Here is a 26,787-nt window from a genome sequence, read left to right as displayed (position 1 = left end):
TGCATATAATGATGAAAACTACCAAACGTCTGCTGTGCTGTGCGCTTGCCGCCGGCACGCTCATCTCCACCAGCGTTTTTGCCGCCTCCTGGCAGGATTCGCTCTCCAGCGCGGCCAGTGAGCTGAGCAAACAAAGCTCCGGCTCACAAAGCAGCTCATCGCTCTCTTCCCTGACCAGCCTGCTGAATGGCAGCAATCAGTCGTTGACCTCCAGCAGCATGAATAACGCCGCCGGGATCCTGGAATATTGCGCGAAACAGAAGCTGGCCTCGGTCACCGACACGCAAAACGTCAAAAACCAGGTGCTGGATAAACTGGGCCTCAGCGCGCCTGAGCAGAAACAAGACACCAACTATATGGACGGTATTCAGGGTCTGCTCAACGCCAAAGATGGTCAACAGTTGGACCTGAACACCATCGGTAACAGCTCGCTGGCGCAGAAAGTTAAAACCAAGGCCTGCGATCTGGTGTTAAAACAGGGGATGAACTTCATTTCCTGATGCCACAAATGCCGCGCCCGGCCATTTCACCACCGGCGCGGCAGCAATCAATCCCACGAAGATATTTACCTACCACATGCGGAGTGATTGCCCGCAAAAACCCGCATATCTAAACCAATTCTGAATAACAACGTAATTAAATGTCACTACAATTGCAGCAATATAACAACGCTATTACATTGTACTGTCCAGAAATGATTAGCCTGCCAGGCGTGTGCCGGGTTTACTGAGGATCGACCGTTGTCAGAATTCATCTCCATCACTTTGTTTCTCGCTTCAGTGCTGATTTACGCCTGGAAAGCGGGTCGCAACACCTGGTGGTTTGCCGCCACGTTATCGGTGCTGGGGATTTTTATTGTCCTGAATATCACGCTGTATGCCAGTAACTATTTCACCGGCGACGGGATCAATGACGCGGTTCTGTACACCCTGACCAACAGCCTGGCTGGCGCGGGTATCGGAAAATATATTTTGCCAGGCGTCGGGATAGCCCTGGCGCTGACCACCGTTTTTGTCACGCTGGGTTGGATACTGCGTCGCCGTCGCCATCATCCGCATCATGTGGGTTACAGTCTGCTGGCCCTGCTGCTGGCGCTGGCTTCTGTTGATGCCAGCCCGGCGTTCCACCAGATAACTGAACTGGTTAAATCCCAGTCACGCGATGGCGATCCCGATTTTGCGGCCTATTACAAAGAGCCATCAAAAACGATCCCCAATCCGAAGCTGAACCTGGTTTATATCTACGGCGAAAGTCTGGAGCGCACCTATTTTAACAACGACGCATTCCCGGATCTGACCCCGGAACTCGGCGCGTTAAAAAATGAAGGTCTGGATTTCAGCAATACCATGCAACTGCCGGGTACCGATTACACCATCGCTGGCATGGTCGCCTCCCAGTGCGGTATTCCGCTGTTTGCGCCATTTGAAGGCAACGCCTCGGCGTCGGTCTCAAGTTTCTTCCCTAACAATATCTGTCTGGGCGATATCCTGAAAAACTCCGGCTATCAAAACTACTTTGTGCAGGGTGCCAACCTGCGCTTTGCTGGCAAAGACGTGTTCCTGAAATCTCACGGCTTTGACCATCTGTACGGTGCACAAGAGTTAAAAAGCGTGGTGGCGGACCCGGCCTATCGTAACGACTGGGGCTTCTACGACGATACCGTGCTGGACGAAGCATGGAAAAAATTCGAAGAGCTTTCGCGCTCGGGCCAGCGTTTTTCACTGTTTACCCTGACCGTGGATACCCATCATCCGGATGGATTTATCTCACGTAGCTGCAACCGTAAACGTTATGACATCGACGGGAAGGCCAACCAGTCGTTCAGCGCGGTCAGCTGCAGCCAGGAAAATATCGCCGAATTTATCAATAAAATCAAAGCCTCACCGTGGTTCAAAGACACCGTGATCGTGGTATCTTCCGATCATCTGGCGATGAACAACACCGCATGGAAGTACTTGAACAAGCAGGATCGCAACAACCTGTTCTTCGTGCTGCGCGGCGACCAGCCACAGCAGGATACGCTGGCGGTGAAGCGTAACACCATGGATAACGGTGCTACCGTACTGGATATTCTCGGCGGCGATAACTTTATCGGCCTTGGACGCAGCAGCCTGTCTAGCGAATCCGTATCGGAAGTGTTCCTGAACATCAAAGAGAAAATGCTGGCGTGGAAGCCCAATATCATCCGTTTGTGGAATTTCCCGAAAGAGATGAAAGCATTCACCATCGATCGGGACAAAGAGATGATCTCTTTCTCAGGGAGCCATTTCCGTCTGCCGCTGCTGCTCCGGGTCTCGGATCAACGCGTCGAACCGCTGCCGGAAAGTGAGTACTCAGCCCCGCTGCGCTTCCAGCTGGCGGATTTCGCCCCACGCGATAACTTCGTCTGGATAGACCGCTGTTACAAAATGGCGCAACTGTGGGCGCCAGAACTGGCACTCTCTACCGACTGGTGCGTATCACAGGGGCAACTGGGCGGGCAGCAGATCGTGCAGCATGTCGATAAAGCCAACTGGAAAGGGAAGACGACATTTAAAGACACGGTGATCGACATCGAACGCTATAAAGGTAACGTCGATACGCTAAAAATTGTCGATAACGATATTCGCTACAAAGCTGACAGCTTCATTTTCAACGTAGCGGGCGCGCCGGAAGAGGTGAAACAGTTTAGCGGAATTTCACGCCCTGAGTCCTGGGGACGCTGGTCTAACGCCCAGTTGAGTGAAGAAGTCAAAATCGAATACAAAACTCCGCTACCGAAGAAATTCGATCTGGTTATCACCGCGAAAGCTTTTGGTGACAACGCGAATCGCCCTATTCCCGTACGCGTCGGTGGCCAAGAACAAACGCTGGTATTAAGCCAGGAGGTCAGCACGACCACCTTGCATTTTGATAATCCGACGGACGCCAATACGCTGGTGATTGTCCCGCCCGATCCGGTTGCCACTAACGAGGGCAACATTCTCGGCCACTCGCCGCGTAAGCTGGGGATCGGGATGGTTGAAATCAAAGTAGTGGCTGCTCAGGGATAAAAAAAACAGCGCCCAACACCACACCGGGCGCTGCATGGCAACCTTATTCCAGACCGTTCACCGCCTGGCGCATACCCTGCACCAGAATCATCTCCAGGTTAGCCGTCACCTGTCCGGCAAGCCCTGGCCGCAACGTTAAATCTTCACCCCAGTGCGCCGTATCGCCGAGCACGGTATCCACCAGTTCACGCAGCGTTAAATCATTACCTACTCGCGGCCACAGGCTGGCATACAGGCTTACCCACTGTTCATCATCCTGGATCGGATAGCGTTCCCCGTCGCGCTCTGCACTATAAAATGCCAGCAGCGCAGCGAGGGCAAACGTTAACCGCACGGGCCAGCGCCCATTTTGCTCACCCACCAGCAGTTGCGGCAAAATTCGGGTACGAAATTTAGTCATCCCGTTAAGCGCAATGGAAAGCAACTGGTGACGGATGTAAGGGTTCTGAAAACGCCCGCTTACCGCGTCGGCAAATTCATGCAGTTCATCCGCCGGGAGATCCAATGCCGGTATGATTTCCTCGCTAATCGCCTGTTCGACAAAGCGGCGGACATCGGCATCCTGCATCGCCTCACCGACGGTCTCCAGTCCGCACAGCCACGCCACCGGCACCAGCGCCGTATGCGCCCCATTGAGAATAGCGACCTTACGCTCTTTGTACGGTTTGATATCGCTCACCACACGGATATTCAGCGGACACTGCGCCAGCTTCAGCTCCTCTGCCAGCCACTGCGGCCCCTGAATAACAAACAGATAAAAATGCTCCGCGGTATCGAGAAACGCATCGTGATAACCAAGCGTAGCTTCCAGCGCGGCAGCTTCTTCACGCGGGTAGCCGGTGACAATACGGTCGACCAGCGTGGAACAGAACGTGTTTGCCGTCTCCACCCAGTCGGCAAACGCCGGGGGAAGCTGCCATTCCTGCGCATACTGCAGCACCAGCGTTTTGAGCGCCTCACCGTTATAGTCGATAAGCTCGCACGGGATAATCACCCAGCCCTTATCCGCTGCCCCGGCAAAGTGATTAAAGCGTTCGAGCAGCAGGCGTGTCAGTTTGGCTGGGAAGCTCACCGGCGGCGCATCATCCACACTGTCTGCCGCGTGATAGCTAATTCCAGCTTCGGTAGTATTTGAAAACACAAAGCGGATATCCGCATTGTGCGCCAGCGCCAGATACGCCGCGAAGTCCTGATAGGGATTGATTTCGTTATTTACCGAGCGGATCAGCCGCGCCTCGCTTACCGCCTCACCCTGCTCGTTTAGCCCGCGAATCAGTGTGGTATACAGCCCGTCCTGGGTATTCAGCGACGGCGGAAAATCGGTATTAATTGGCCGAACGATGGTCACGCCCGCGTTCAGACTGGTATGCTCGTTGAGGATATCCAGTTGCCAGTCGACAAACGCCCGCAGAAAGTTACCTTCTCCAAACTGGATCACGCGCGTTGGGTAGCTGGCTCCCGGAAAATCACATCGATTCAATGTCTTCATCCTGTTTTCCCTCTCAGAACGTGATCACGCCTTTAATCAGTTCACGGTTGTTGATCACATCCCGCTCGTAAATTTCTGCCAGTGTGGCAAATGCGTAACGGTGCGTAAGCATCATGTCGGCGGTCAATTTGCCTTCCGACATCAGGCGGCCCACTTTGGCGAAATCTTCCGGTGTGGCGTTGCGACTGCCCATCATGGTGGTCTCTTTCTTGTGGAACTCAGGGTCTGAGAACTGCAAATCGCCTTTAAACAACCCAACAAAAACGATGCTGCCGCCATGGCGAATCAAATTCACCGTGTTATTCATCGCATGCTGATTCCCCGTGGCATCAATCACCTTTTGCGCCAGCGAACCGCCAAACTGGTTTCGCAGCTGCGTATCAAAATCGTCAGCGGATGGGTCGATAACCGGAAGTCCCAACCGGGAAACCACATGCTCCCGGCGCGCGGGACTGGTATCGGCGACCACCACCTGTGCGCCATCGGCTTTGGCAATCGCTGCAGCCCCCAGGCCAATCGGACCGGCGCCAACCACAAGCACCTGCTCACCTGGTGCCACCGCCGCCCGGCGTACCGCATGCGCGCTGATGGCATAAGGCTCAATCAGCGCCGCCGCCTGTGGGTCAATCCCCTGCGCATCCAGCAGATTGGTAACCGGAACAGAAAGATATTCACTGAAACCGCCATCCTGATGGACGCCAATCACCGAAATCTTCTCGCAGCAGTTGGTACGCCCGCTCAGGCATGCCGGACACTGCTGGCAGGCCACGTAAGGAATAACCGCCACCTGCTGTCCATTTTTCATATTCTGGATATTTTTTCCCAGCCCGACAATTTCCCCACATATTTCATGACCTAACACTCGTGGGTAACTGAAAAAAGGTTGATTGCCGCCCCAGGCATGAATATCGGTACCACAAATTCCTACCGACTTAATTTTAATGAGTGCTTCACCCTCACCCGGAATAGGTATTTCGCGCTCTTTCCAGACTAATTTTTTAGGTTCCTGGCAAATCAACGTATTCATCGTAGACATGATTCTGCTCTCCTTTTTTTCTGTTGCCTCAGATATCAACGAAAATAAAAAAGCCGGAGAAAGCAGAAACACAATCTGTGAATTCCAGCGCATAAAAATGTTTTAAATCGGGTTTTAATAGCCAAAAAGGAGAAGCCATGAGCCGTTCACAAAACTTACGCCACAACGTGATTAACCAGATAATCGATGATATGGCGCGGGGTCATATCCCTTCCCCACTTCCTTCGCAAAGCGCGCTGGCGGAGATGTACAACATCAGCCGCACCACCGTGCGCCATATGCTGAGCCACTTAGGCGAGTGCGGGGTGCTGACCCAGGTCGGTAGCCACTATGTCATCGTGCGTAAACCTGACCATGACGACGGTTTTGCCTGCACCACCGCCTCCATGACCGAGCAAAACCGGATTTTTGAGCAGGCGTTTTTCACCATGATCAACCAGCGCCAGCTGCGCGCGGGCGAGAGTTTCTCCGAACTGCAGCTTGCCAGAGCCGCGGGGGTAAGCCCGGTAGTGGTACGGGAATATCTTTTAAAATTCGAACGTTACAACCTGATAAAAAACGAAAAACGCGGTCAGTGGAGCATGAAGCAGTTCGATCAGGCCTATGCGGAACAACTGTTTGAACTCAGAGAAATGCTGGAAACCCATTCCCTGCAGCATTTTCTCAATCTGCCCGACGATGACCCACGCTGGCTGCAGGCAAAAACGCTACTCGAGCGCCACCGGATCCTGCGCGACAGCATCGGCAGCAGCTTTCGTATGTTCTCGCAGTTAGACCGCGAGTTTCATGCTTTACTGCTCTCTGCTGCCGATAATATATTTTTCAATCAATCACTTGAAATCATCTCCGTGATTTTCCACTTCCACTATCAATGGGACGAAAGCGACCTTAAGCAGCGCAACATCATTGCCATCGATGAGCATATGACCATCCTCAGCGCGCTGATTTGCCGCAGCGACCTGGATGCCACTCTGGCGCTGTGTAACCATTTGAATTCAGCCAAACAATCGATGATTCGCTCCATCAACCAAAGTCATAGCGCAGCACATTAAGTACCGATAAAAAACAGCAAACTATTACCGGGAGCACGATTTTATAAAAATAAAAACGCCGGAAAAATACCTCTTGCCTATGCTCACGCTAAGTCGACTGCATTAAAAACTTTTGTGAGCGGTGATGAGTAAATTGTTTCATCACTGGTATTTTTTCAATACTGCACAGCCCGGCTGTGTGAATAATAAATTATTGAGGTTCAGGAGTCCGGCGTGGAAAAAAATAATATTACCCTCGACCCGAGTTCTTCGTTTGGCACGTCGTCATCTGCGGATATTAATGTTCCGCCTGAAGGCATGGTGCAACGCAGTAGCCGAATAAAACGTATTCAGACCACGGCAATGATTTTATTATTTCTTGCTGCGGTAATTAATTATCTCGACCGCAGTTCTCTGTCGGTCGCTAACTTAACGATTCGTGAAGAACTGGGGCTGAGCGCCACGCAAATCGGCGTGCTGCTGTCGGTTTTTTCTCTCGCTTACGGTATTGCCCAGCTCCCCTGCGGCCCGCTGCTGGATCGCAAAGGTCCGCGCATTATGCTTGGGCTGGGGATGTTCTTCTGGTCGCTGTTTCAGGCGATGTCCGGCATGGTACACAGCTTCACTCAGTTTGTGCTGGTGCGTATCGGGATGGGGATCGGCGAAGCGCCGATGAACCCGTGCGGCGTAAAGGTCATCAACGACTGGTTTAACATCAAAGAGCGCGGTCGCCCGATGGGGTTATTCAACGCCGCTTCCACCATCGGTGTAGCCATTAGCCCGCCGATTCTGGCTGCCATGATGCTGGTAATGGGCTGGCGCTGGATGTTTATTACCATCGGCGTGCTGGGCATTTTCCTCGCCATCGGCTGGTACATGCTGTATCGCAACCGCGAGCAAATTGAGTTGAGCGCCACCGAACAGGCGTACCTGAACGCCGGTAGCGTCAATGCCCGTCGCGATCCCCTGAGCTTTGCCGAATGGCGCAGCCTGTTTCGCAATCGCACGATGTGGGGCATGATGCTGGGCTTTAGCGGCATCAACTACACCGCATGGTTATATCTGGCCTGGCTGCCAGGCTACCTGCAAACCTCCTATAACCTGGATTTAAAAAGCACCGGATTAATGGCAGCGATCCCGTTCCTGTTTGGCGCAGCCGGCATGTTGATCAACGGTTTTGTCACCGACTGGCTGGTGAAAGGCGGTATGGCGCCGATTAAGAGCCGTAAGATTTGTATTATTGCCGGGATGTTCTGTTCTGCGGCCTTCACCTTCGTTGTGCCGCAGGCCACAACGTCGATGGCCGCGGTGTTACTGATCGGCATGGCGCTGTTCTGCATCCACTTCGCCGGAACGTCCTGTTGGGGTCTGATCCATGTTGCGGTGGCTTCACGCATGACCGCCTCCGTGGGAAGCATCCAGAACTTCGCCAGCTTCATCTGCGCGTCATTCGCCCCGATCGTCACCGGATTTATTGTTGATACCACCAACTCTTTCCGTCTGGCGCTGATCATCTGCGGCTGCGTCACCATGGTGGGCGCTCTCGCCTACATCTTCCTGGTGCGCCAGCCCATCAGCGATCCGCGTAAAGATTAATCCTCACAATGCCCGATAACACCGCGCTTATCGGGCATGTTATGCTCGACAAATGAACATCATCTTACGCGCCACCACGCTGGCAGACACTGCCGCGCTTCCCGCCATCGAACGATCGGCGAGCCAACGTTTTTTACAGATCCCGGAACTGGCGTGGATTGCTGACGACCAGATTATATCAGTTGCTCAGCATCAGGCATTTGCCGCCGCTGGCTTGAGCTGGCTGGCGCAGGCCGATGAGCATCCAGTCGGCTTTTTAGTCGCCGAAACGCTGGATTCATCGCTGTTTATTGCAGAACTGTCGCTGCATCAGGCGTGGCAGGGAAAAGGCATTGGCCGCAGATTGCTTGACTATGTTGCCGAACAGGCGCGCGCAAAAGGTTATACGTCGCTTACGCTGACCACCTTCCGCGATGTGCCGTGGAATGCGCCATTGTACGCGCGACTGGGTTTTGAACTGCTGGCTGACGAGACACTTCCTGCAAAGTTGCGCCAGAAAAGAGAAGAGGAAGCGGCGCATGGCCTGGCATATGAATCACGCTGCGCCATGCGCCTGATGTTGCGCTAATTGCCCGATGGCGGCTACGCCTTATCGGGTCGACATAACTTTCCCGTAGGCCGGATAAGCGATAGCGCCATCCGGCATCACAGTCTTAGAACGTTTCCCAGTTATCCCCGGCATCCGCTACCGCGGCTTTACGCGGCTGGACCGTTGAAACCGGTTTAGCGGCCGCAACGTCACGCGCGCGCTGTTGGTCATGCTGAATACGGAACACCGCAACGGCTTGAGTCAGGCGGCTGGCCTGCTCTTCCAGCGCGGCAGCGGCAGCGGCGGATTCTTCCACCAGCGAGGCGTTCTGCTGCGTCACGCGATCCATCTCGGCGACGGCCAGACCGACCTGGTCGATCCCGCGGCTCTGCTCGTCAGAAGCGGAGGCGATTTCACCCATGATATCGGTCACGCGGGTCACCGCATTGACGATCTCATCCATGGTTTCACCGGCGCTTTCAACCAGCGTTGAACCGACATCCACGCGGCTGACCGAGTCTTCAATCAGGCTCTTGATCTCGCGCGCGGCCTGCGCACTACGCTGGGCCAGGTTACGTACTTCACCCGCAACCACCGCAAATCCACGGCCCTGCTCGCCCGCACGTGCGGCTTCTACAGCGGCGTTGAGTGCCAAAATGTTGGTCTGGAAGGCAATGCCGTCGATGACGCTAATAATGTCGGCGATTTTCTGCGAACTGGAAGCGATATCACGCATAGTTTGCACTACGTTATCCACCACTTTTCCGCCTTTCTGCGCCGTTTCTGAGGCACTCAGCGCAAGATGGCTGGCCTGACGGGCGTTTTCGGCGTTCTGCTTCACGGTCGCCGTCAGCTGTTCCATACTGGCCGCGGTTTCTTCCAGAGAAGCCGCCTGTTGCTCAGTGCGTGAAGAGAGATCGTTATTGCCCATCGCAATCTCGCTGGCACCGCTATAGATAGCGTTAGCACCATTACGCACATCACCCACGGTGTTCATCAGTTCACCCTGCATGTGACGCAGGCTTTCTGCCAGTTGCCCAATCTCGTTGGAGCCTTCTACATCAATGCGCTTTACCAGATCGCCGCTGGCGATATGGCGAATGCTGTCAATCAGACGGTTCATCGGAGAGATAAGAGAAAGTTTGATACCGAACCAGACCGCAACAATCGCCGCCAGCACGGTAATCAGCACGCACGCCAGTACCCACATCGCCTGGCTGTAAGAGCTGTTGTTATCTTCAACCGCAATGTCATACAGGCGGTCATTCTGCTGCATGTAATTGACATACTGCTTCTCAAAACCATCCTGATAGCTTTGCGTCGGTTGATCAAAGAATGCGTTGATCTTCCCTTCACCCAACAGTTGGATCAGCTCCGCCAGCGCACCATGATAGATGTCATAGGTGCGGTTGATCTCCTGGAAAGCGGCTTCACTTTGACGCGGGTCACGCGGGAGAGATTCATAAACCGCCCAGTTTTTTTCCGTCAGTTTCAGCGCTGTGCTCGCTACCTGCATCAGTTCAGCAACGGTCGCACCGCTGCCGATATTGTTCTGATCCATCATGTAACGAATACCCGCCCGGTTAAGGGTGTTTCGCGTTTGCAGCAGTTCAACCCAGGTGGCATTCAGCGCAGACTGCTGCTGGCGAATGGTTTGCAGAACGGTAAAGTTCTCTTTGTCATTCTTTAGTGAGTTAAAGAACAACCCGCCCGAGGCCAGTTGTAAAACGCCAAATAGCGCCAATACCAGCAGTAAGCTGGTAACAATCTTCATTCGTTTTAACATGTTTTCTCTTTCCGCTAGACAGATGTCAGAATTTTCGGCCTGGAAAGGGAAAACTTTATGGAATTCGTGCTAACTGAATCGATCTCAGCATCGACGATTCGTCGATCCCCGCAGTCAGCCCAGGATCTAAAGGCGTTTATCAGTGATCTCAATCACATAATTATCCCCACTCACCGGCACCAGGAACCGCTCACTGACACTTGGGACCGCTTAAGCTGACATACAACCACTCACTTATTTACCTTACTTTACGCGCGTAACTCTCTGGCAAGATCCTCCCAACATAGCAGTCAACTTATCTCCTCAAACACACAATCAACCCCCCAGCGGCCTCGGCCAATTATTAGGTTTTACTATGGATACGAAAAAGATATTCAAGCACATACCCTGGGTCATTCTCGGAATCATCGGTGCATTCTGCCTCTCGGTAGTGGCATTACGTCGGGGTGAACACATCAGCGCCCTGTGGATCGTGGTCGCCTCTGTCTCCGTTTATCTGGTGGCCTATCGTTACTACAGTCTCTACATCGCCCAAAAGGTGATGAAACTTGACCCGACGCGCGCCACGCCGGCGGTCATCAACAATGATGGTCTGAACTACGTTCCAACCAACCGTAACGTATTGTTTGGTCACCACTTTGCCGCTATCGCCGGTGCGGGTCCGCTGGTTGGGCCGGTACTGGCCGCGCAGATGGGCTACCTGCCCGGTACGCTGTGGCTGCTGGCTGGCGTAGTGTTGGCCGGTGCGGTGCAGGACTTCATGGTGCTGTTTATCTCTTCTCGCCGTAACGGCGCCTCTCTGGGTGAGATGATCAAAGAAGAGATGGGCCCGGTGCCGGGAACCATTGCGCTGTTTGGCTGCTTCTTAATCATGATCATCATCCTCGCGGTACTGGCACTGATCGTGGTGAAAGCACTGGCTGAAAGCCCGTGGGGTGTGTTCACCGTCTGCTCAACCGTACCTATCGCGCTGTTCATGGGGATCTACATGCGATTCCTGCGCCCTGGACGCGTGGGCGAAGTGTCGGTGATTGGTATTGTGTTGCTGGTTGCTTCTATCTACTTCGGCGGCGTGATTGCGCACGACCCGTACTGGGGCCCGGCGCTGACCTTTAAAGACACCACCATTACCTTTACCCTGATCGGTTACGCGTTTATCTCTGCGCTGCTGCCGGTATGGCTGATCCTCGCCCCGCGCGACTATCTGGCGACCTTCCTGAAAATCGGCGTTATCGTCGGTCTGGCGGTGGGGATTGTTATCCTCAACCCGGAACTGAAAATGCCAGCAATGACTCAGTATGTTGATGGTACTGGCCCACTGTGGAAAGGCGCACTGTTCCCGTTCCTGTTCATCACCATCGCGTGTGGTGCGGTATCTGGCTTCCACGCGCTGATCGCTTCCGGTACCACACCGAAGCTGCTGGCTTGTGAAACCGACGCGCGTTTCATTGGTTACGGCGCGATGCTGATGGAATCCTTCGTGGCGATTATGGCGCTGGTTGCAGCCTCCATCATCGAACCGGGTCTGTACTTCGCAATGAACACCCCGCCTGCGGGCCTTGGCATCACCATGCCGAACCTGCATGAAATGAGCGGTGAGAACGCTCCGCTGATTATGGCGCAGTTGAAAGACGTTACCGCACACGCAGCGGCAACCGTCAGCTCCTGGGGCTTTGTGATTTCGCCTGAGCAGATCCTGCAAACCGCGAAAGACATCGGCGAGCCGTCCGTTCTGAACCGCGCAGGTGGCGCACCGACGCTGGCCGTTGGTATCGCCCACGTGTTCCACAAAGTGCTGCCGATGGCTGACATGGGCTTCTGGTACCACTTCGGTATCCTGTTCGAAGCACTGTTCATCCTGACCGCACTGGATGCGGGTACCCGTTCTGGCCGCTTTATGCTGCAGGATTTACTGGGTAACTTCGTCCCATTCCTGAAGAAAACCGACTCCCTGGTTGCTGGCGTCGTGGGTACTGCGGGCTGCGTAGGTCTGTGGGGTTACCTGCTGTATCAAGGCGTGGTTGACCCGCTGGGCGGCGTGAAGAGCCTGTGGCCGCTGTTCGGTATCTCTAACCAGATGCTGGCTGCCGTGGCGCTGGTTCTGGGCACCGTGGTGCTGGTTAAAATGCAGCGCACCAAATACATCTGGGTTACCGTGGTTCCGGCAGTATGGCTGCTTATCTGCACCACCTGGGCGCTGGGTCTGAAACTGTTCAGCACCAACCCGCAGATGGAAGGCTTCTTCTTCATGGCGAATCAGTACAAAGAGAAGATTGCTAACGGCGGCGAACTGACCGCACAGCAGATTGCCAATATGAACCATATTGTCATCAACAACTACACCAACGCAGGCCTGAGTATTCTGTTCCTGGTGGTAGTGTACAGCATCATTTTCTACGGGTTCCGTACCTGGCAGAAAGCCCGCACCATCAACGGTCGCTCTGATAAAGAAACACCGTATGTACCGGTGCCAGAAGGCGGCGTGAAAACCTCTTCACATCACTAACCTGAAGCCGGGTGGCGCGCTGCGCTCCCGGCCTACATCACTTAGTGCCGCAGGCGTAATTGGCGCAGTCAGTTTGGCCGCGGACAGCGCGCAGCAACCGGAGCGTACACGCTGTACGTGAGGATTGCGAGCACTGCCCGCGGTCAAAATGGCAAGTGAAATAGCCTGCATCTACGAGCTCAACATATATCCGGGGCGTTTTATGTTTGGTACTTTAGGTCAGGCAAAAAAGTATCTCGGTCAGGCGGCGAAGATGCTGATTGGCATTCCGGACTACGACAACTACGTCGAGCACATGAAGACCAACCATCCCGATAAGCCGTACATGACCTACGAAGAATTCTTCCGCGAGCGCCAGGAAGCCCGCTACGGTAGCGGCGGAAGCAGTTGCTGTTAGAAGGAGAAATGAATGACCCCGATTGCAGTTACCCTACTCACCGGCTTTCTTGGCGCGGGTAAAACCACCCTGCTGCGCCATATTCTCAACGAGCAGCACGGTTACAAAATTGCCGTTATCGAAAACGAATTTGGCGAAGTCTCGGTGGACGATCAGCTGATTGGCGATCGCGCAACACAGATCAAAACCCTGACCAACGGCTGCATCTGCTGCACCCGTTCGAGCGAACTGGAAGACGCGTTGCTCGATCTGCTCGACAACCTCGACAAAGGCACCATCAATTTCGACCGTCTGGTGATCGAATGCACCGGCATGGCCGATCCCGGCCCGATTATTCAGACCTTTTTCTCCCACGAAGTCATTTGCGAACGCTACCTGCTGGACGGCGTAATTGCTCTGGTTGATGCGGTACATGCCGACGAACAGATGAACCAGTTCACCATCGCTCAGTCGCAGGTGGGCTACGCCGACCGCATCCTGCTGACCAAAACCGACGTAGCAGGTGAAAGCGAAAAACTGCGTGAGCGCCTGGCGCGCATCAATGCCCGCGCCCCGGTGTATACCGTCACGCATGGCGATATCGACCTCTCCCTGCTGTTCGACACCAACGGTTTTATGCTGGAAGAGAACGTGGTCAGCACCAAACCGCGCTTCCACTTTATCGCCGACAAGCAAAACGATATCTCCTCGATCGTCGTCGAGCTGGATTACCCGGTCAACATCAGCGACGTATCCCGGGTGATGGAAAACCTGCTGCTGGAATCTGCCGAGAAACTGCTGCGCTACAAAGGTATGCTGTGGATTGAAGGCGAACCAAACCGCCTGCTGTTCCAGGGCGTCCAGCGCCTGTACAGCGCCGACTGGGACCGCCCGTGGGGCGACGAACAACCGTACAGCACGCTTGTGTTTATCGGCATTAATCTGCCGGAAGACGAGATCAGAGCGGCATTTGCGGGGTTGAAGAAGTAATCAATGCTTACTTGTATAGCCCTCTGTAAGCAGGGCTATGCTTATCTATCTGACATCTCTTTCTCTCAAAAGAGTATTAATTTCATCAAGAGCATCTATTTGTCTTTTCTCGAAAGCATTTGGAGTATCTGCGCCAGATAATGTGGCAAAAGTTAAAATTACCCCACCTAACCCGCTCAATGCCGAAACCATGTCTAATTGCCCCTTAAGCAAGTACCAACCCCCTGCAAACAGTAACAACAGCCCGCACCCTGAGAGAATTTTGAACATTACCTTCGATTTCCTTCTGCGCTCCTTTCGTAAGACTTTTATTCGGTGCATTTCTTCTGCCAGAAGTTCTTCATTATCACAATGAATCAATAACTTATAATTTGTTTGATTCGAATGATCATTAATGGTCACATCTCCGTTAATATCACCAGAGCTAAAATCGCGCATTAATCCCTCCTTGTTCGTTCAGTTTTACCTCATGAATTATTGCAAGCAATGACTGATGAAATTTAGATATACTTCTCAAAAAATAGAAACAGACTAATTTAACTCTTTGAAACATAGTATAAAACATCACTACATCATATAAATAATGATAAAAGGAACTGAGAATATGGTAGAGGATCTGCAGTCTTTAGCGCCTTTCTTTCGGCTGTTCGCACAAAAGAATAATGATAACAACAGTGAATGGGGGCCGGGATATCGGGAAATTATCGCAAGGGTGCAACGCGAAAAACCTGATTTTACCGATCAAACCATTCAGGATCTTTGGTATACCCGCGACAATAAAGTTGCCAGCCTGCGCCAGGGCGGGATGTCCCATGAAGAGTTTGTTCATGCCAAAGATGATCTTCGCGAACTCACTAAACTCATTGCTTCTGGTTGTTCTGTTGAGGTGTTTGAGCAAGCTCACCAACGCTTACAAACCCTAAAAGAGCAAGGAAAACTGAAGAAATTCTATCGTGCACTTTGTAGCCGCACTTTTGCAGCCTTCTACCCCTCACAGGTTACCAGCATTATCAATGAAGGCGTTTTCTTTCGGGTTTATAACTACTGTAACAACCGTTTCCAGCTCGGGTTACCAGAAGATGGGGAATGGTCGCCGCTGAAGTGGTTTAAATTAAACCTGTTACTGAAAGCCGTCTTCGCCCGAACACTGGATAACACTCCCGATGACATCGAACTCAACATGTCTCTTTGGCATTTGTACGAAACGGAAATAGAAGATAACAGTAACGCGGTAACCGAAATCGCGCCTTCAGCAGATGAAGAGCAAGACTCCGCACCAGACGATATTCTTCCCCCCAGAAACCTGATCCTGTACGGTCCGCCCGGAACGGGTAAAACCTACAAAACCATTGAAATCGCCGTACGAGCCTGTGAACCGGAAGCCTTTACCCGGTTGGATGGGAAAGAAAAATCGGAGCGCCGAAGAGAATTAAAAAAAATCTACGATACGCTTGTAGAGAAAAAACGTGTTCGATTTATCACATTCCATCAGAGCTTTGGCTATGAAGAGTTTATAGAAGGATTGCGGGCAGAAACCAACGATGATGGAAGCATTCGCTATGACGTCAAACCCGGCGTATTTAAACAAATATGTGAAGATGCAGCCTTTGGTGATGCTACCGTACAATTAGCGCTGGATGACGCTATAGAGCAGCTCAAAGCTCAATGCGCCGAGCAAGATGGCATCATGCTGAAAACCACCAACGGCAGTCTGTTTCGCGTAACGTATGCCAACAATAGCACCTTCCGCGTATTCCCGGCGCAGTCGAAAAATAACCAGCTAGGCAGTGGGTATCTCGCCTCGATTGAAAATATTCGTCGTCTGTATCAAGGAGAAAAAGAGAATATCTATAATATTTCTTACGTTCGCGGCATTTTGAACCATCTGCTCCAGACATGGCATCTCCCGGCTTCACCAGAAGTATCATCATCGAAGAAAAGACAAAACTATGTCTTAATTATTGACGAAATTAACCGTGGCAATATTTCTAAAATTTTTGGTGAGCTAATCACTCTGATTGAAACCTCAAAGCGTGCGGGTGAGAGCGAGGCACTGAGCGTCAGCCTCCCCTATTCTCCCAAACCGTTCTCGGTTCCCAATAATCTCTTCCTGATTGGTACAATGAACACAGCGGACCGTTCTCTCACGGCGCTGGATACCGCGCTTCGCCGCCGATTTGAATTCGAAGCACTCATGCCTGATATCTCAGTGTTAAACGACACAGAGGTTCAGGGCATTGATATCAAAGCACTCCTTTCAACGCTAAATGCCCGTATCCAGGCACTCTATGACAGCGAACATACGCTGGGACATGCTTTTTTTATTCCTGTTGTTCAGGAAAAAGATTCCCCTGCGGAAGCATTTAAGAAATTGAAGCGTGTCATGAAGAATAAAGTGCTCCCGCTACTGGAAGAATATTTCTATAACGACTGGCAAAAAATCCGTCTGGTCCTTGGCGATAACCAAAAAACAGACGAAGCGCTGCGTTTTGTTCGCTCAATTGAAAACCAGAATGATTTAGCCACATTGTTTGGCAAAACCGCGACAGATGATTTACAAGAGGCTGGCGTCAATTATCAGTTATGCAAAGACAGCGATAGCGTCTGGGACAACCCTCTGGCATACCGGCAAATTTATGATGTTCAGGCCAGCGCGACGGAGTAACACAAATGTCCGATGGCAATGCATACACCGTGTTTGAATATGGCTATCTGGTCAGCGACGCAGACAAAGCAAAGCTCTGCGATGCAGAGCCTGTCCCCCCGGCCGCATTCCTCTGGCTCGAACAACGATGCCTGAAGGACAAAGAGAGTGACGATCAGCGGCTGCTTTCTCTGCGAACAATGTCCGGCGTGAAAGTCATTCAGGTCAAAAACTATGTTGGGGTGATTGCCCTTCCCCATAAACGATTTATTGAAGTGCTGCCTAAAACCTGTGGGCAGCAAGGCGATAAAAACGTCGCCCGACAGCAATTATTGATGATGCTGAAAACATTAAAAACATTCCGCCATGTCATTTCCTCATCTGCAGGCGTCATGACATCACGGATGACCTTGATGGATATTTTCATTCAGCAGTTTATTTCCAGCCTGGACGTCGTCGTGCAGAAAGGGCTTAAACACGATTATCTGCGTCAGCGGGAAAACCTCGCATGGCTAAAGGGTAAACTGCTTATCAGCGAGCAACTCAAAAAAAACAGCGTCCGTCGTGATCGTTTTTTTGTGGAATACGATGAATATCGCGTGGAGCGCCCAGAAAACAGGTTGCTTAAAACGGCGATTGAAAAAGTGTATAGCTATACGAATAACCCGGTACTGCTGCAATCACTCAGTCGCCTGCAGGCACTTTTCGAACCTATTCCTGAAGTACATAACGTCGAAATCGCTTTCAAACAAATCCGCCTGGACAGAAACATGGCGTATTACAACAATGCGCTGGAGTGGGCGCGGCTTATTCTGACGGGGCAGTCACCGCATTGTATGCAGGGCAACGCAGAAGCGCTCTCGCTTCTTTTCCCGATGGAAGCAGTCTTTGAAGCGTTCGTCACCGCCTGGTTGCGTCAGCATTGCCAGCCTTTCTGGCAGGTTAAAGCGCAGTCCAGATCGCATTATCTTGTGCATCAAGGCGCATCTCCTCTGTTCCAGCTCAGACCGGATATCTGGCTTATTCCGGGAGAGGAGTCGGACAAGTCACCCGTCATCTGTGATATGAAATGGAAGCTCATCAAAACGGAGAAAGCGCAATACAACCTGTCACAAAGTGATTTGTACCAGATGCTGGCCTATGGGGTGAATCATCTGCAGGGGGAAGGCGATATGGTACTCATTTATCCGAAGCATGAGGGGTTTTCTGCCCCACTGGAAAGCCCGTTTGAGTATCACCACTCTGGCGGTAAAATACTGCGGTTGTGGGTTGTTCCCTTTGAAACAGGAACCCATCTGCTGAATTCTCGCTTACTGATGCCCGCGAAGTTAAGTCTCACAGAAAGCGGAAATTCACCTTCTTTATCGTTACAATAGCCCCAAATTTTTCCTGATTGAGTTCATCATGGCCAAAGCACCAACTAAAAAAGCCAAAGCAAAGAAAGGCTTTGAAGACACATTATGGGATACCGCGAACCAGCTTCGCGGCAGCGTTGAATCCTCCGAGTACAAACACGTGGTATTAAGCCTCGTGTTCCTCAAATTTATCAGCGATAAGTTTGAAGCCCGCCGTCAGAAGATGAAAGACGAAGGCCAGGGCGATTTCCTTGAAATGGAAGTCTTTTATCAGCAGGACAACATCTTCTATCTGCCGGAAGAGGCGCGCTGGTCGTTCATCAAGCAGCACGCCAAGCAGGATGATATTGCCGTGCGCATCGATACCGCGCTCTCGACCATTGAGAAGCGCAACCCGACTCTGAAAGGCGCGCTGCCGGACAACTATTTCAGCCGTCAGAATCTGGAAACCAAGAAGCTGGCGTCGCTGATCGATACCATCGACAACATCGAAACGCTGGCCCATGAAACCGACGTGGAAGCGCTGTCGAAAGAAGACCTGGTCGGTCGCGTCTACGAATACTTCCTCGGCAAGTTTGCCGCCACCGAAGGCAAAGGCGGCGGTGAGTTCTATACGCCAAAATGCGTGGTCACACTGCTGACCGAAATGCTCGAACCGTTTCAGGGCAAAATTTATGACCCCTGCTGTGGCTCGGCGGGGATGTTTGTCCAGTCGGTGAAGTTCGTTGAAAGCCATCAGGGGAAAAGCCGCGATATTGCTCTGTACGGCCAGGAGCTGACGGCCACCACCTACAAGCTGGCGAAGATGAACCTCGCCATTCGCGGCCTCTCCGCCAACCTCGGCGAGCGCCCGGCGGATACCTTCTTCAGCGACCAGCACCCGGACCTGAAAGCCGACTATATCCTGGCCAACCCGCCGTTTAACCTGAAAGACTGGCGCAACGACGCCGAGCTGACCAAAGATCCGCGCTTTGCCGGCTACCGCACGCCGCCAACCGGCAACGCCAACTACGGCTGGATTTTGCATATGCTCTCCAAGCTGTCGGCCAGCGGCACCGCCGGTTTTGTGCTGGCGAACGGCTCAATGAGTTCCAACACCAGCGGCGAAGGCGAGATCCGCGCGCAGATGATCGAAAACGATCTGATCGACTGCATGATCGCCCTGCCCGGTCAGCTGTTCTACACCACCCAGATCCCGGTGTGCCTGTGGTTTATGACCAAATCGAAAGCCGCCGATCCGGCCAAAGGCTACCGCAACCGTCAGGGCGAAACGCTGTTTATCGATGCGCGTAACCTCGGCAGTATGATTGATCGCACCACCAAAGAGCTGACGGCAGACGATATCGCCACCATCGCCGACACCTACCACGCCTGGCGCAGCACGCCGGAAGAGCTGGCAGAACGTGTGAAGCGCGGCGACAGCAAGCTGGCGCAGTACGAAGATCAGGCCGGGTTCTGCAAGGTTGCCACCATTGCAGAGATCAAGGCTAACGACTATGTGCTGACGCCGGGCCGCTACGTCGGTGCCGCCGAGCAGGAAGACGACGGCGTGGCGTTTGAAACCAAAATGCGCGAGTTGTCGCAGACGTTGTTTGCGCAGATGAAGCAGGCGGAAGAACTGGATAAAGCCATTCGCCAGAACCTGGAGGCGTTGGGTTATGGGGAGTAAGTGGAAAACAGTGCGTCTTGGTGACTACTGTATAAAAATTGGCAGTGGGGCTACCCCTAAAGGCGGTAATAGTGTTTACACTGATACCGGCAATACATATTTTATTCGCAGCCAGAATGTTTATAACGATGGTTTTAATACTAATGGATTAGTTTTTATTACTGATGAAGCTGCGTTTAAACTTAAAAATGTAGATGTTCAGGAAAGTGATGTTTTATTAAACATCACTGGCGACTCGGTTGCGCGTGTATGTATCGCTCCAAGAGCATTCCTACCTGCTCGAGTTAACCAACATGTCGCTATAATTCGTCCTAAAAATGATGCATTTGACCCTCGTTTTCTTAGATATTATTTATCAAGTCCCTACCAGCAAGCCCTGCTGTTAACACTTGCTAGCGCTGGTGCAACGAGAAATGCATTAACGAAAGGGATGATTGAAGACTTACAAGTTCCTAAACCTCCTTTGCATACACAAATATCTATCGCAAATGTATTAGAGAGTTTTGATAAAAAGATAGAAAGCAGTAATAAAATCAACCAAACCCTCGAACAAATGTCCCAAACCCTGTTCAAATCCTGGTTTGTGGATTTCGACCCGGTGATTGATAACGCGCTGGATGCGGGAAACCCAATCCCGGAAGCGCTGCAATCTCGCGCCGAACTGCGTCAAAAAGTCCGCAATAGTGCAGATTTCAAACCACTTCCGGCGGATATTCGTGCACTGTTCCCATCTGAATTTGAAGAAACAGAGTTGGGTTGGGTGCCAAAGGCATGGTGCTTTAAAAACCTTAGTAGTGTCTATTTATGTCTTGATTCAAAAAGAATACCGCTTTCAAAACAAGAAAGGTGTCAAAAACAACCTGGCAATATACCCTATTATGGGGCAACATCAGTCATGGACTATATTAATGAATATATCTTTGATGATATCCTCCTTTTAGTTGGAGAGGATGGTTCTGTAATAAAAGATGATAATACTCCATTTATTCAATATATATGGGGGAAATCCTGGGTAAATAATCATGCTCATGTATTAAAAGGCAAAGATAAAATATCCACAGAGCAGCTAATGTTGTTTATGTCTCAGTGCAATGTATCTGCATTTGTAACAGGGGCAGTACAAATGAAGATAAATCAAAAAAATATGGGATCAATACAGTTTTTAAAAGCGCCAGATAATATTAATACCGCATTTAATGAAATAATTATTCCTTTTTTCCAAAAAATGCGTGCAACAAAAGAACAATTAAGCGATTTGATCAATCTCCGCGACACCCTGCTCCCAAAACTCATCTCCGGCGAGCTGTCCCTGGAGGATCTGCCAAACTTAGTAGCTCAAACCGAACCCGCATAACGCATTTTGCCCCTGAAAAATCAGGGGCTTTCTGTTAAGGTTTTCTCTGTTACAGGAACCCTTACCAGAAACTCAGCCAGGGCCGGAGCGGGATATGCATCTCTCATTCAGTGAAGCGAAGTTAGAACAGGCGATAATTGAACTGTTACAGGATCAGGGCTATCAGCACCTGATCGGCGACAATGTGCCGCGTTCCAGCCTCGATCAGGTGATTATCGAAGACGATCTTCGTCATTACCTCGCCGCGCGCTATCAGGCTGACGGTATCACCGAAGAAGAGATCCAGCGGCTGATCAAGCAGTTCACTACTCTGCCCGCTTCCGATCTCTATGAAAGCAATAAAACCTTCTGCGCCTGGCTGGCCAACGGTTTTCTGTTTAAACGCGACGATCGCCAGCAAAAAGATCTCTATATCGAACTGCTCGATACCCGGCACCTGCCCGCCGCGCTGCGCGAACTGTTCGATACCGAAGAGGTTCCGCTGCAACAGGCCGCGGAAACACCGGCCAGTTATCATCTTACCCAGCCGCTGAACCGGGTGAAAATCGTCAATCAGCTGACTATCACCGGCAAAGAAAACCAGCCGCGCATTCCGGATGCCATCCTGTATATCAACGGCCTGCCGTTAGTGGTATTTGAATTTAAAAGCGCGGTGCGCGAGCAGGAAGCCAATATTGGCGATGCGTATAAACAGCTCTGTACTCGCTATCGCCGCGATATTCCCCAGCTGTTTGTCTATAACGCGCTGTGCATTATCAGCGACGGCGTCAATAATCGCATGGGCAACCTGTTTGCACCGTACGAATATTTCTACTCCTGGCGTAAAGTCACCGGTAATGAAAACCGCGAGCAGGACGGCATCCCTTCCCTGCACTCGATGATTCAGGGGCTGTTTCATCCGGTCCGCCTGCTGGACGTGATCAAAAACTTTATCTGCTTCCCGGATAAAGCCAAACATGAAGTGAAAATTTGCTGCCGCTACCCGCAGTATTACGCAGCGCGCAAGCTGTACTACAGCATCGAACGGGCGCGTAAACCTTTCGGCGACGGCAAGGGCGGCACCTACTTTGGCGCGACCGGCTGCGGCAAGAGCTACACCATGCAGTTCTTAACCCGCCTGCTGATGAAAAGCGTCGAGTTCGCTAGCCCGACGATCGTGCTGATCACCGACCGCACCGATCTCGACGATCAGCTCTCAGCGCAGATGTGCAATGCCAAAAACTATATCGGCGACGACACCGTAGTACCCGTCACCAGCCGCGAGGATCTGCGGGAGAAACTGGCCGGTCGCAACAGCGGCGGCGTCTTCCTGACCACCATCCATAAATTTACCGAAGATACCGAACTGCTCTCCGAGCGCAGCAACATCATCTGTATTTCCGACGAAGCGCACCGCAGCCAGGTCAACCTCGATCAGAAAGTGATCGTCGATAAAGAGAGCGGCAAGGTGCGCAAGACCTACGGTTTCGCTAAATATCTGCACGACTCGCTGCCGCAGGCCACTTACGTTGGTTTTACCGGCACGCCTATCGACGCCACGATGGAAGTCTTTGGCCACATCGTCGACAGCTACACCATGACCGAATCCGTGCAGGATGAGATCACGGTACGCATCGTCTACGAAGGCCGCGCGGCAAAGGTCATCCTCGATGCCCGCAAGCTGGAAGAGGTGGAAAAGTATTACGCAGAGTGCGCTGACGCGGGCACCAACGAGTGGCAAATCGACGAGAGTAAAAAAGCCAGCGCCACCATGAACGCCATCCTCGGTGATGACGATCGCCTGAAGGCGCTGGCGGAAGACTTCGCGAAACACTATGAAAAACGTGTCGCCGAAGGCTCAACGGTGAAAGGCAAAGCGATGTTTGTCTGCGCCAGCCGCGAAATTGCCTGGGATTTCTATCGTCAGCTGAAAGACTTTCGTCCGGCATGGTTTGAGGTGAAACAGGCCCCGGATGGAGTTGAGCTGACCGAGCAGGAAGAGAAAGAGCTGCCGCCGTCCGAAATGGTCAAGATGGTGATGACACGTGGCAAAGACGATGACGGCAAGCTATACGATCTGCTGGGCAGTAAAGAGTACCGCAAAGAGCTGGATAAACAGTTCAAAAACGCAAAGTCGAATTTCAAAATCGCCATCGTGGTGGACATGTGGCTGACCGGTTTTGACGTGCCGGAGCTGGACACCATTTATATCGATAAGCCATTGCAAAAGCATAACCTGATCCAGACCATCTCCCGCGTTAACCGCAAGCTGGAAGGCAAAAGCAAAGGGCTGGTCGTCGACTATATCGGCATTAAACGCCAGATGAACCAGGCGCTGGCGATGTATTCCCGCATCGATGCCACCAACTTTGAAGATATTCAGCAATCGGTGATTGAGGTGAAAAATCATCTCGATCTGCTCACACAGGTGTTCCACGATTTCGACAGTCGCGCCTATTTCAGCGGCGAGCCGCAAGCGCAGTTAGCCTGCCTGAACAACGCGGCAGAATTTGTGATGCGCACCCAGAAGATGGAACGCCGCTTTATGGGGCTGGTGAAGCGTCTGAAAGCGGCGTATGACGTTTGCTGCGGCAGCGAGGCGCTGTCGCAGGCCGAGCGCGACCATATCCATTTCTATATTGCCGTGCGCTCCATTGTCTTCAAGCTGACCAAAGGCGATGCGCCGGACGTCACGCAGATGAACGCCCGCGTGCGCGAGATGATCGCCGAGGCGCTGAAAGCCGACGGCGTGGAAGAGCTGTTTTTCCTTGGCGACAAGAAAGCGGAATCGATCGATATTTTCGACGACGATTATCTGGCGCGTATTAATAAGATCAAGCTGCCGGCTACCAAAATCCAGCTGCTGCAAAAACTGCTGGAAAAAGCCATCAGCGACTTTAAAAAGGTTAACCAGTTACAGGGGGTTAATTTCACCCGTCGTTTCCAGTCGATTATGGATAAATACAACGAGCGCCGGGAAGATGACGTCCTCAACGGTGAAGAGTTTGATACCTTCAGCCAGGAGATGACCGATATTATCTACGATATTAAAACCGAAATGGGCACCTATGCCGAGATGGGGATTGATATTGAAGAGAAAGCCTTTTACGACATTCTGGCGCATATGCGCGATAAGTATCAGTTCACCTACGAAGAAGACAAGATGCTGGCGCTGGCGAAAGAGATGAAGGCAGTAGTCGATAACACGTCGAAGTACCCCGACTGGAGCAAGCGTGATGATATTAAAGCGAAATTGAAGGTAGAGCTGATTCTGCTGCTGCATAAACACAAGTTCCCGCCGGTGGCGAATGACGATGTGTATATGGGTGTGCTGGCGCAGGCGGAGAATTTTAAGCAGCACCATATTAATACCGTGCACTAATTTTATGGCCGGATGACGCTGTGTTTATCCGGCCTGTTTTATATTTCCCTTCAATTTAATTACCCCATCAATGTTTCCAGTAACGTCTTTATTTTTGTCTATTTTCAGCTGGCTTTAGTTTTATTTACTGGGTAGATTTACAGGTGTTATTTAACGCAAGGTGCCCGTGGTGGAACACGAGCGCCTCGCTAATCACAATCACTATTTTAGGGAATAGCCATTATGACTACCGTCCATTCTATTGCAGATCCGTGCGATCCAGAAGTCTCGCCGGCAAATAATCGCCCGGGCACCGTGACTTATGCGAGTCGTTATCCGGATTACACGCATGTTCCGGCAATTATTATGAAAGGCCAGTGGCTGGCCGCCGCCGGTTTTACCACCGGAACCCCATTCGATGTCAGAGTGATGCCAGGCTGCATTGTGCTGACGGCAAAACTGCCGGAGCCGGAAGAGCCCGCGTTACTGCAGTCGCTGCGTCGGGTGTGCAAGCTGTCCGCGCGTAAGCAACGGCAGGTGCAGGAGTTTATCGACGTAATTTCGGCGAAGTCGCGCAAGCAGGGATAACTTCTAAGATGCCAGACGGCGCTCAGGAGTATAAGCGCCGTGTATTGATTGCGTGACATCATTTTATCCACAGCCATTTACTCAAGACCCTAAGCGATAATCCCAATCATCAGAGTGGACTATATTCCCATCATGATAGTGCCAGGTAATCTTCTTGTAGCGGAACTGAGCAAGTTCAAGATGGGTCTGTTTTTCGTAATAAGGATCTTTAACATCGTGCATCAGTGAAAAAATCGTAACGACTTTCACATCTTCCAGGATTATCGTGAAATAGACCTCTTCCTGACCAGCATCATTTATTCGATAGAGATCAATAGCCGCTTTCCTTAATGTTTCTCCGGTACTTAATGCTTTATACAAAAGCACACTAGAAGCATCAATTTCCTTTTCAATTAAAAATGGACGATGTTGACGTTTACTCAACACCCTTCCATTATGCAAGTCAGAGTTGTAACTCACATTATGATACAAACCTAAAACCTCGATCTGATTTTCACGGTCTTTTACCATCACACTACCTTTGATAACATTACCAGCATCATCGATTAGTGACATATATCCAGGGATAGCCATTTATGAATCCTTATTAAATGGAACAGAATTTTCGACAGTATTGATCATAACCGCAATACACCGTTTCCCTTCTGCCGTTTTGATCTTATACATTTCCCTGATGGAATTAACAAATAGCTTATTCATTTCTTCTTCTGACTCAGTGAAAGAGGCAAATGCACATATCTGCTCAATAGTCAGCAATGGTCTCTTATCGTTCAGAATAGCCAAAACACCGGCGGGGTTATGTGGAATGGCTTCAGATACAGCCCCCTGCAAATCTTCCGCAGTGCTAGCATCTACTCCTGATTCCAGAGCACTGGCCACCGTTAACCAGTCATTATTACCTTTGCTAATTTCAGGAATAATATGGTTCCACCATTCTGATTCATTGTCATTATAAAGTGTGTGTACAACAGCATTTGCTCCTTTTTCATTTATCATCTGCAGAAGCTGAGGTGCAGTATGCTCTGCAGCGCAGGAGGCACCCGAAAGCATAAACAGAAAGAAGATAATAATAAATTTCATTATCTTACCACCAAAATTGTATCACCCGAATCGTAAATGGTTTGGCGCTTATCTTGTCCATTCATAATGATACACCCTGCAGATGCCGTTCCAGGTGGCAGCCCTTTTTTATCGCCATGAATTTCGAAATGATCTCTGCCAAAAGTATTGGTCCCTGCAATAGGTTCAAGGATGATAGCGGAGGGGCTTTTGTGATTATTCCATCCCGCAATAAAATAAATACCTCGAGGAATGGGGCCCTTGTTACGTATGTGTTCACAGTTTGGTTTATCCTTTGATTCACCGGCACCACTGTAGCAATAAGCAATTAACTCACCGTTATGGCTCAGTATACCTGTCGATACTTTATATTCCCATGTCATATGATTTTACCCCCTTTAAAATAT

Annotated in this window: 21 protein-coding genes; 14 read left to right on the top strand and 7 right to left on the bottom strand. The window is 51.3% G+C overall.

The genetic code is table 11. From position 1 onward, the window contains the following. Positions 1–8 precede the first annotated feature (8 nt). Complete coding sequence (locus AL515_RS04805; protein ID WP_048212789.1) at positions 9–500, top strand: DUF2501 domain-containing protein; 492 nt, start codon at positions 9–11, stop codon at positions 498–500. Between the two features lie 240 nt (positions 501–740). Next, on the top strand, positions 741–3,032 hold the full coding sequence (opgB, locus tag AL515_RS04800) for a phosphatidylglycerol--membrane-oligosaccharide glycerophosphotransferase (RefSeq protein ID WP_061067182.1): 2,292 nt from the start codon (positions 741–743) through the stop codon (positions 3,030–3,032). A gap of 43 nt (positions 3,033–3,075) precedes the next feature. On the opposite strand, the gene AL515_RS04795 is transcribed toward opgB, so the two are convergent. Together AL515_RS04795 and AL515_RS04790 are read right to left on the bottom strand one after the other, a co-directional pair. Further along, positions 3,076–4,521 carry a tagaturonate reductase gene (locus tag AL515_RS04795; RefSeq protein ID WP_061067181.1) on the bottom strand — a complete coding sequence of 482 codons (1,446 nt, stop codon included), beginning with the start codon at positions 4,519–4,521 and terminating at the stop codon, positions 3,076–3,078. Between the two features lie 13 nt (positions 4,522–4,534). Beyond that, on the bottom strand, positions 4,535–5,557 hold the full coding sequence (locus AL515_RS04790) for a zinc-binding alcohol dehydrogenase family protein (RefSeq protein WP_048212792.1): 1,023 nt from the start codon (positions 5,555–5,557) through the stop codon (positions 4,535–4,537). A gap of 137 nt (positions 5,558–5,694) precedes the next feature. On the opposite strand from AL515_RS04790, the gene AL515_RS04785 reads away from it, so the two are divergent. The 3 genes from AL515_RS04785 to AL515_RS04775 all read left to right on the top strand — a co-directional run bounded on the left by AL515_RS04785 (position 5,695) and on the right by AL515_RS04775 (position 8,752). Beyond that, positions 5,695–6,609: a GntR family transcriptional regulator gene (locus AL515_RS04785; protein WP_003019148.1), complete on the top strand. Its 915-nt coding sequence runs from the start codon at positions 5,695–5,697 to the stop codon at positions 6,607–6,609. A gap of 213 nt (positions 6,610–6,822) precedes the next feature. Beyond that, the gene (locus tag AL515_RS04780; RefSeq protein ID WP_061067180.1) at positions 6,823–8,184 is read left to right on the top strand and encodes an MFS transporter; all 1,362 of its coding nucleotides are present in this window, start codon (positions 6,823–6,825) and stop codon (positions 8,182–8,184) included. 52 nt (positions 8,185–8,236) lie between these two features. Next, positions 8,237–8,752, top strand: coding sequence for a GNAT family N-acetyltransferase (locus AL515_RS04775; protein ID WP_061067179.1), 516 nt, complete (start codon positions 8,237–8,239; stop codon positions 8,750–8,752). Between the two features lie 85 nt (positions 8,753–8,837). Here the strand turns inward: AL515_RS04775 and tsr are convergent, their stop codons facing one another. Further along, the gene (gene tsr, locus AL515_RS04770; RefSeq protein WP_048212794.1) at positions 8,838–10,499 is read right to left on the bottom strand and encodes a methyl-accepting chemotaxis protein; all 1,662 of its coding nucleotides are present in this window, start codon (positions 10,497–10,499) and stop codon (positions 8,838–8,840) included. A gap of 355 nt (positions 10,500–10,854) precedes the next feature. Between tsr and btsT the strand changes: the two genes are divergently transcribed. The 3 genes from btsT to yjiA all read left to right on the top strand — a co-directional run bounded on the left by btsT (position 10,855) and on the right by yjiA (position 14,371). Beyond that, positions 10,855–13,005: a pyruvate/proton symporter BtsT gene (gene btsT, locus AL515_RS04765; protein ID WP_060855430.1), complete on the top strand. Its 2,151-nt coding sequence runs from the start codon at positions 10,855–10,857 to the stop codon at positions 13,003–13,005. Between the two features lie 202 nt (positions 13,006–13,207). Continuing rightward, on the top strand, positions 13,208–13,402 hold the full coding sequence (locus AL515_RS04755) for a YbdD/YjiX family protein (RefSeq protein WP_003830038.1): 195 nt from the start codon (positions 13,208–13,210) through the stop codon (positions 13,400–13,402). Between the two features lie 12 nt (positions 13,403–13,414). After that, the gene (yjiA, locus tag AL515_RS04750) at positions 13,415–14,371 is read left to right on the top strand and encodes a GTPase (protein WP_061067178.1); all 957 of its coding nucleotides are present in this window, start codon (positions 13,415–13,417) and stop codon (positions 14,369–14,371) included. A gap of 45 nt (positions 14,372–14,416) precedes the next feature. Here the strand turns inward: yjiA and AL515_RS04745 are convergent, their stop codons facing one another. Next, complete coding sequence (locus AL515_RS04745) at positions 14,417–14,809, bottom strand: hypothetical protein (protein ID WP_061067177.1); 393 nt, start codon at positions 14,807–14,809, stop codon at positions 14,417–14,419. A 166-nt stretch (positions 14,810–14,975) separates the two neighbouring features. Between AL515_RS04745 and AL515_RS04740 the strand changes: the two genes are divergently transcribed. From AL515_RS04740 to symE, 6 genes are all read left to right on the top strand, one after another. Continuing rightward, entirely contained in the window at positions 14,976–17,036 is a 2,061-nt protein-coding gene (locus AL515_RS04740; protein WP_105242144.1) for an McrB family protein, read from the top strand. Positions 17,037–17,041: 5 nt separating this feature from the next. Then, a complete protein-coding gene (locus AL515_RS04735) occupies positions 17,042–18,391 on the top strand; it encodes an McrC family protein (protein ID WP_061067176.1) in 1,350 nt (449 codons plus the stop codon). A 28-nt stretch (positions 18,392–18,419) separates the two neighbouring features. Then, positions 18,420–20,039 (top strand): type I restriction-modification system subunit M, encoded by a 1,620-nt coding sequence (locus AL515_RS04730; RefSeq protein WP_061067175.1) that lies wholly within the window; start codon positions 18,420–18,422, stop codon positions 20,037–20,039. Continuing rightward, positions 20,029–21,393 (top strand): restriction endonuclease subunit S, encoded by a 1,365-nt coding sequence (locus tag AL515_RS04725; RefSeq protein WP_061067174.1) that lies wholly within the window; start codon positions 20,029–20,031, stop codon positions 21,391–21,393. The genes AL515_RS04730 and AL515_RS04725 overlap by 11 nt, the downstream gene beginning before the upstream one ends. 94 nt (positions 21,394–21,487) lie before the next feature. Further along, on the top strand, positions 21,488–24,754 hold the full coding sequence (locus AL515_RS04720) for a type I restriction endonuclease subunit R (RefSeq protein ID WP_061067173.1): 3,267 nt from the start codon (positions 21,488–21,490) through the stop codon (positions 24,752–24,754). Positions 24,755–24,976: 222 nt separating this feature from the next. Beyond that, positions 24,977–25,321: an endoribonuclease SymE gene (gene symE / locus AL515_RS04715; protein WP_061067172.1), complete on the top strand. Its 345-nt coding sequence runs from the start codon at positions 24,977–24,979 to the stop codon at positions 25,319–25,321. 81 nt (positions 25,322–25,402) lie between these two features. Here symE and tssD read toward each other — a convergent pair whose 3' ends face one another. The 3 genes from tssD to AL515_RS04700 are packed head-to-tail and all read right to left on the bottom strand — an operon-like array spanning position 25,403 to position 26,763. Continuing rightward, positions 25,403–25,894, bottom strand: a complete 492-nt coding sequence (gene tssD, locus AL515_RS04710; RefSeq protein WP_061067171.1) for a type VI secretion system tube protein TssD — start codon at positions 25,892–25,894, stop codon at positions 25,403–25,405. Beyond that, positions 25,895–26,401, bottom strand: a complete 507-nt coding sequence (locus AL515_RS04705) for a hypothetical protein (protein ID WP_061067170.1) — start codon at positions 26,399–26,401, stop codon at positions 25,895–25,897. Further along, complete coding sequence (locus tag AL515_RS04700; protein ID WP_061067169.1) at positions 26,401–26,763, bottom strand: tlde1 domain-containing protein; 363 nt, start codon at positions 26,761–26,763, stop codon at positions 26,401–26,403. Before AL515_RS04700 ends, AL515_RS04705 begins: the two co-directional genes overlap by 1 nt. Positions 26,764–26,787: the final 24 nt, after the last annotated feature.

The sequence above is a fragment of the Citrobacter sp. FDAARGOS_156 genome (assembly GCF_001559235.2).
Classification (GTDB): Bacteria; Pseudomonadota; Gammaproteobacteria; order Enterobacterales; family Enterobacteriaceae; genus Citrobacter; species Citrobacter youngae.
This window is presented reverse-complemented; position numbering and strand designations above follow the sequence as displayed.

Coding starts and splice junctions, on each gene's coding strand:
- AL515_RS04805 (WP_048212789.1), top strand. CDS start 9: ATGATGAAAACTACCAAACGTCTGCTGTGCTGTGCGCTTGCCGCCGGC.
- AL515_RS04795 (WP_061067181.1), bottom strand. CDS start 4,521: ATGAAGACATTGAATCGATGTGATTTTCCGGGAGCCAGCTACCCAACG.
- AL515_RS04790 (WP_048212792.1), bottom strand. CDS start 5,557: ATGTCTACGATGAATACGTTGATTTGCCAGGAACCTAAAAAATTAGTC.
- AL515_RS04785 (WP_003019148.1), top strand. CDS start 5,695: ATGAGCCGTTCACAAAACTTACGCCACAACGTGATTAACCAGATAATC.
- AL515_RS04775 (WP_061067179.1), top strand. CDS start 8,237: ATGAACATCATCTTACGCGCCACCACGCTGGCAGACACTGCCGCGCTT.
- tsr (WP_048212794.1), bottom strand. CDS start 10,499: ATGTTAAAACGAATGAAGATTGTTACCAGCTTACTGCTGGTATTGGCG.
- btsT (WP_060855430.1), top strand. CDS start 10,855: ATGGATACGAAAAAGATATTCAAGCACATACCCTGGGTCATTCTCGGA.
- AL515_RS04755 (WP_003830038.1), top strand. CDS start 13,208: ATGTTTGGTACTTTAGGTCAGGCAAAAAAGTATCTCGGTCAGGCGGCG.
- yjiA (WP_061067178.1), top strand. CDS start 13,415: ATGACCCCGATTGCAGTTACCCTACTCACCGGCTTTCTTGGCGCGGGT.
- AL515_RS04745 (WP_061067177.1), bottom strand. CDS start 14,809: ATGCGCGATTTTAGCTCTGGTGATATTAACGGAGATGTGACCATTAAT.
- AL515_RS04740 (WP_105242144.1), top strand. CDS start 14,976: ATGGTAGAGGATCTGCAGTCTTTAGCGCCTTTCTTTCGGCTGTTCGCA.
- AL515_RS04735 (WP_061067176.1), top strand. CDS start 17,042: ATGTCCGATGGCAATGCATACACCGTGTTTGAATATGGCTATCTGGTC.
- AL515_RS04730 (WP_061067175.1), top strand. CDS start 18,420: ATGGCCAAAGCACCAACTAAAAAAGCCAAAGCAAAGAAAGGCTTTGAA.
- AL515_RS04725 (WP_061067174.1), top strand. CDS start 20,029: ATGGGGAGTAAGTGGAAAACAGTGCGTCTTGGTGACTACTGTATAAAA.
- AL515_RS04720 (WP_061067173.1), top strand. CDS start 21,488: ATGCATCTCTCATTCAGTGAAGCGAAGTTAGAACAGGCGATAATTGAA.
- symE (WP_061067172.1), top strand. CDS start 24,977: ATGACTACCGTCCATTCTATTGCAGATCCGTGCGATCCAGAAGTCTCG.
- tssD (WP_061067171.1), bottom strand. CDS start 25,894: ATGGCTATCCCTGGATATATGTCACTAATCGATGATGCTGGTAATGTT.
- AL515_RS04705 (WP_061067170.1), bottom strand. CDS start 26,401: ATGAAATTTATTATTATCTTCTTTCTGTTTATGCTTTCGGGTGCCTCC.
- AL515_RS04700 (WP_061067169.1), bottom strand. CDS start 26,763: ATGACATGGGAATATAAAGTATCGACAGGTATACTGAGCCATAACGGT.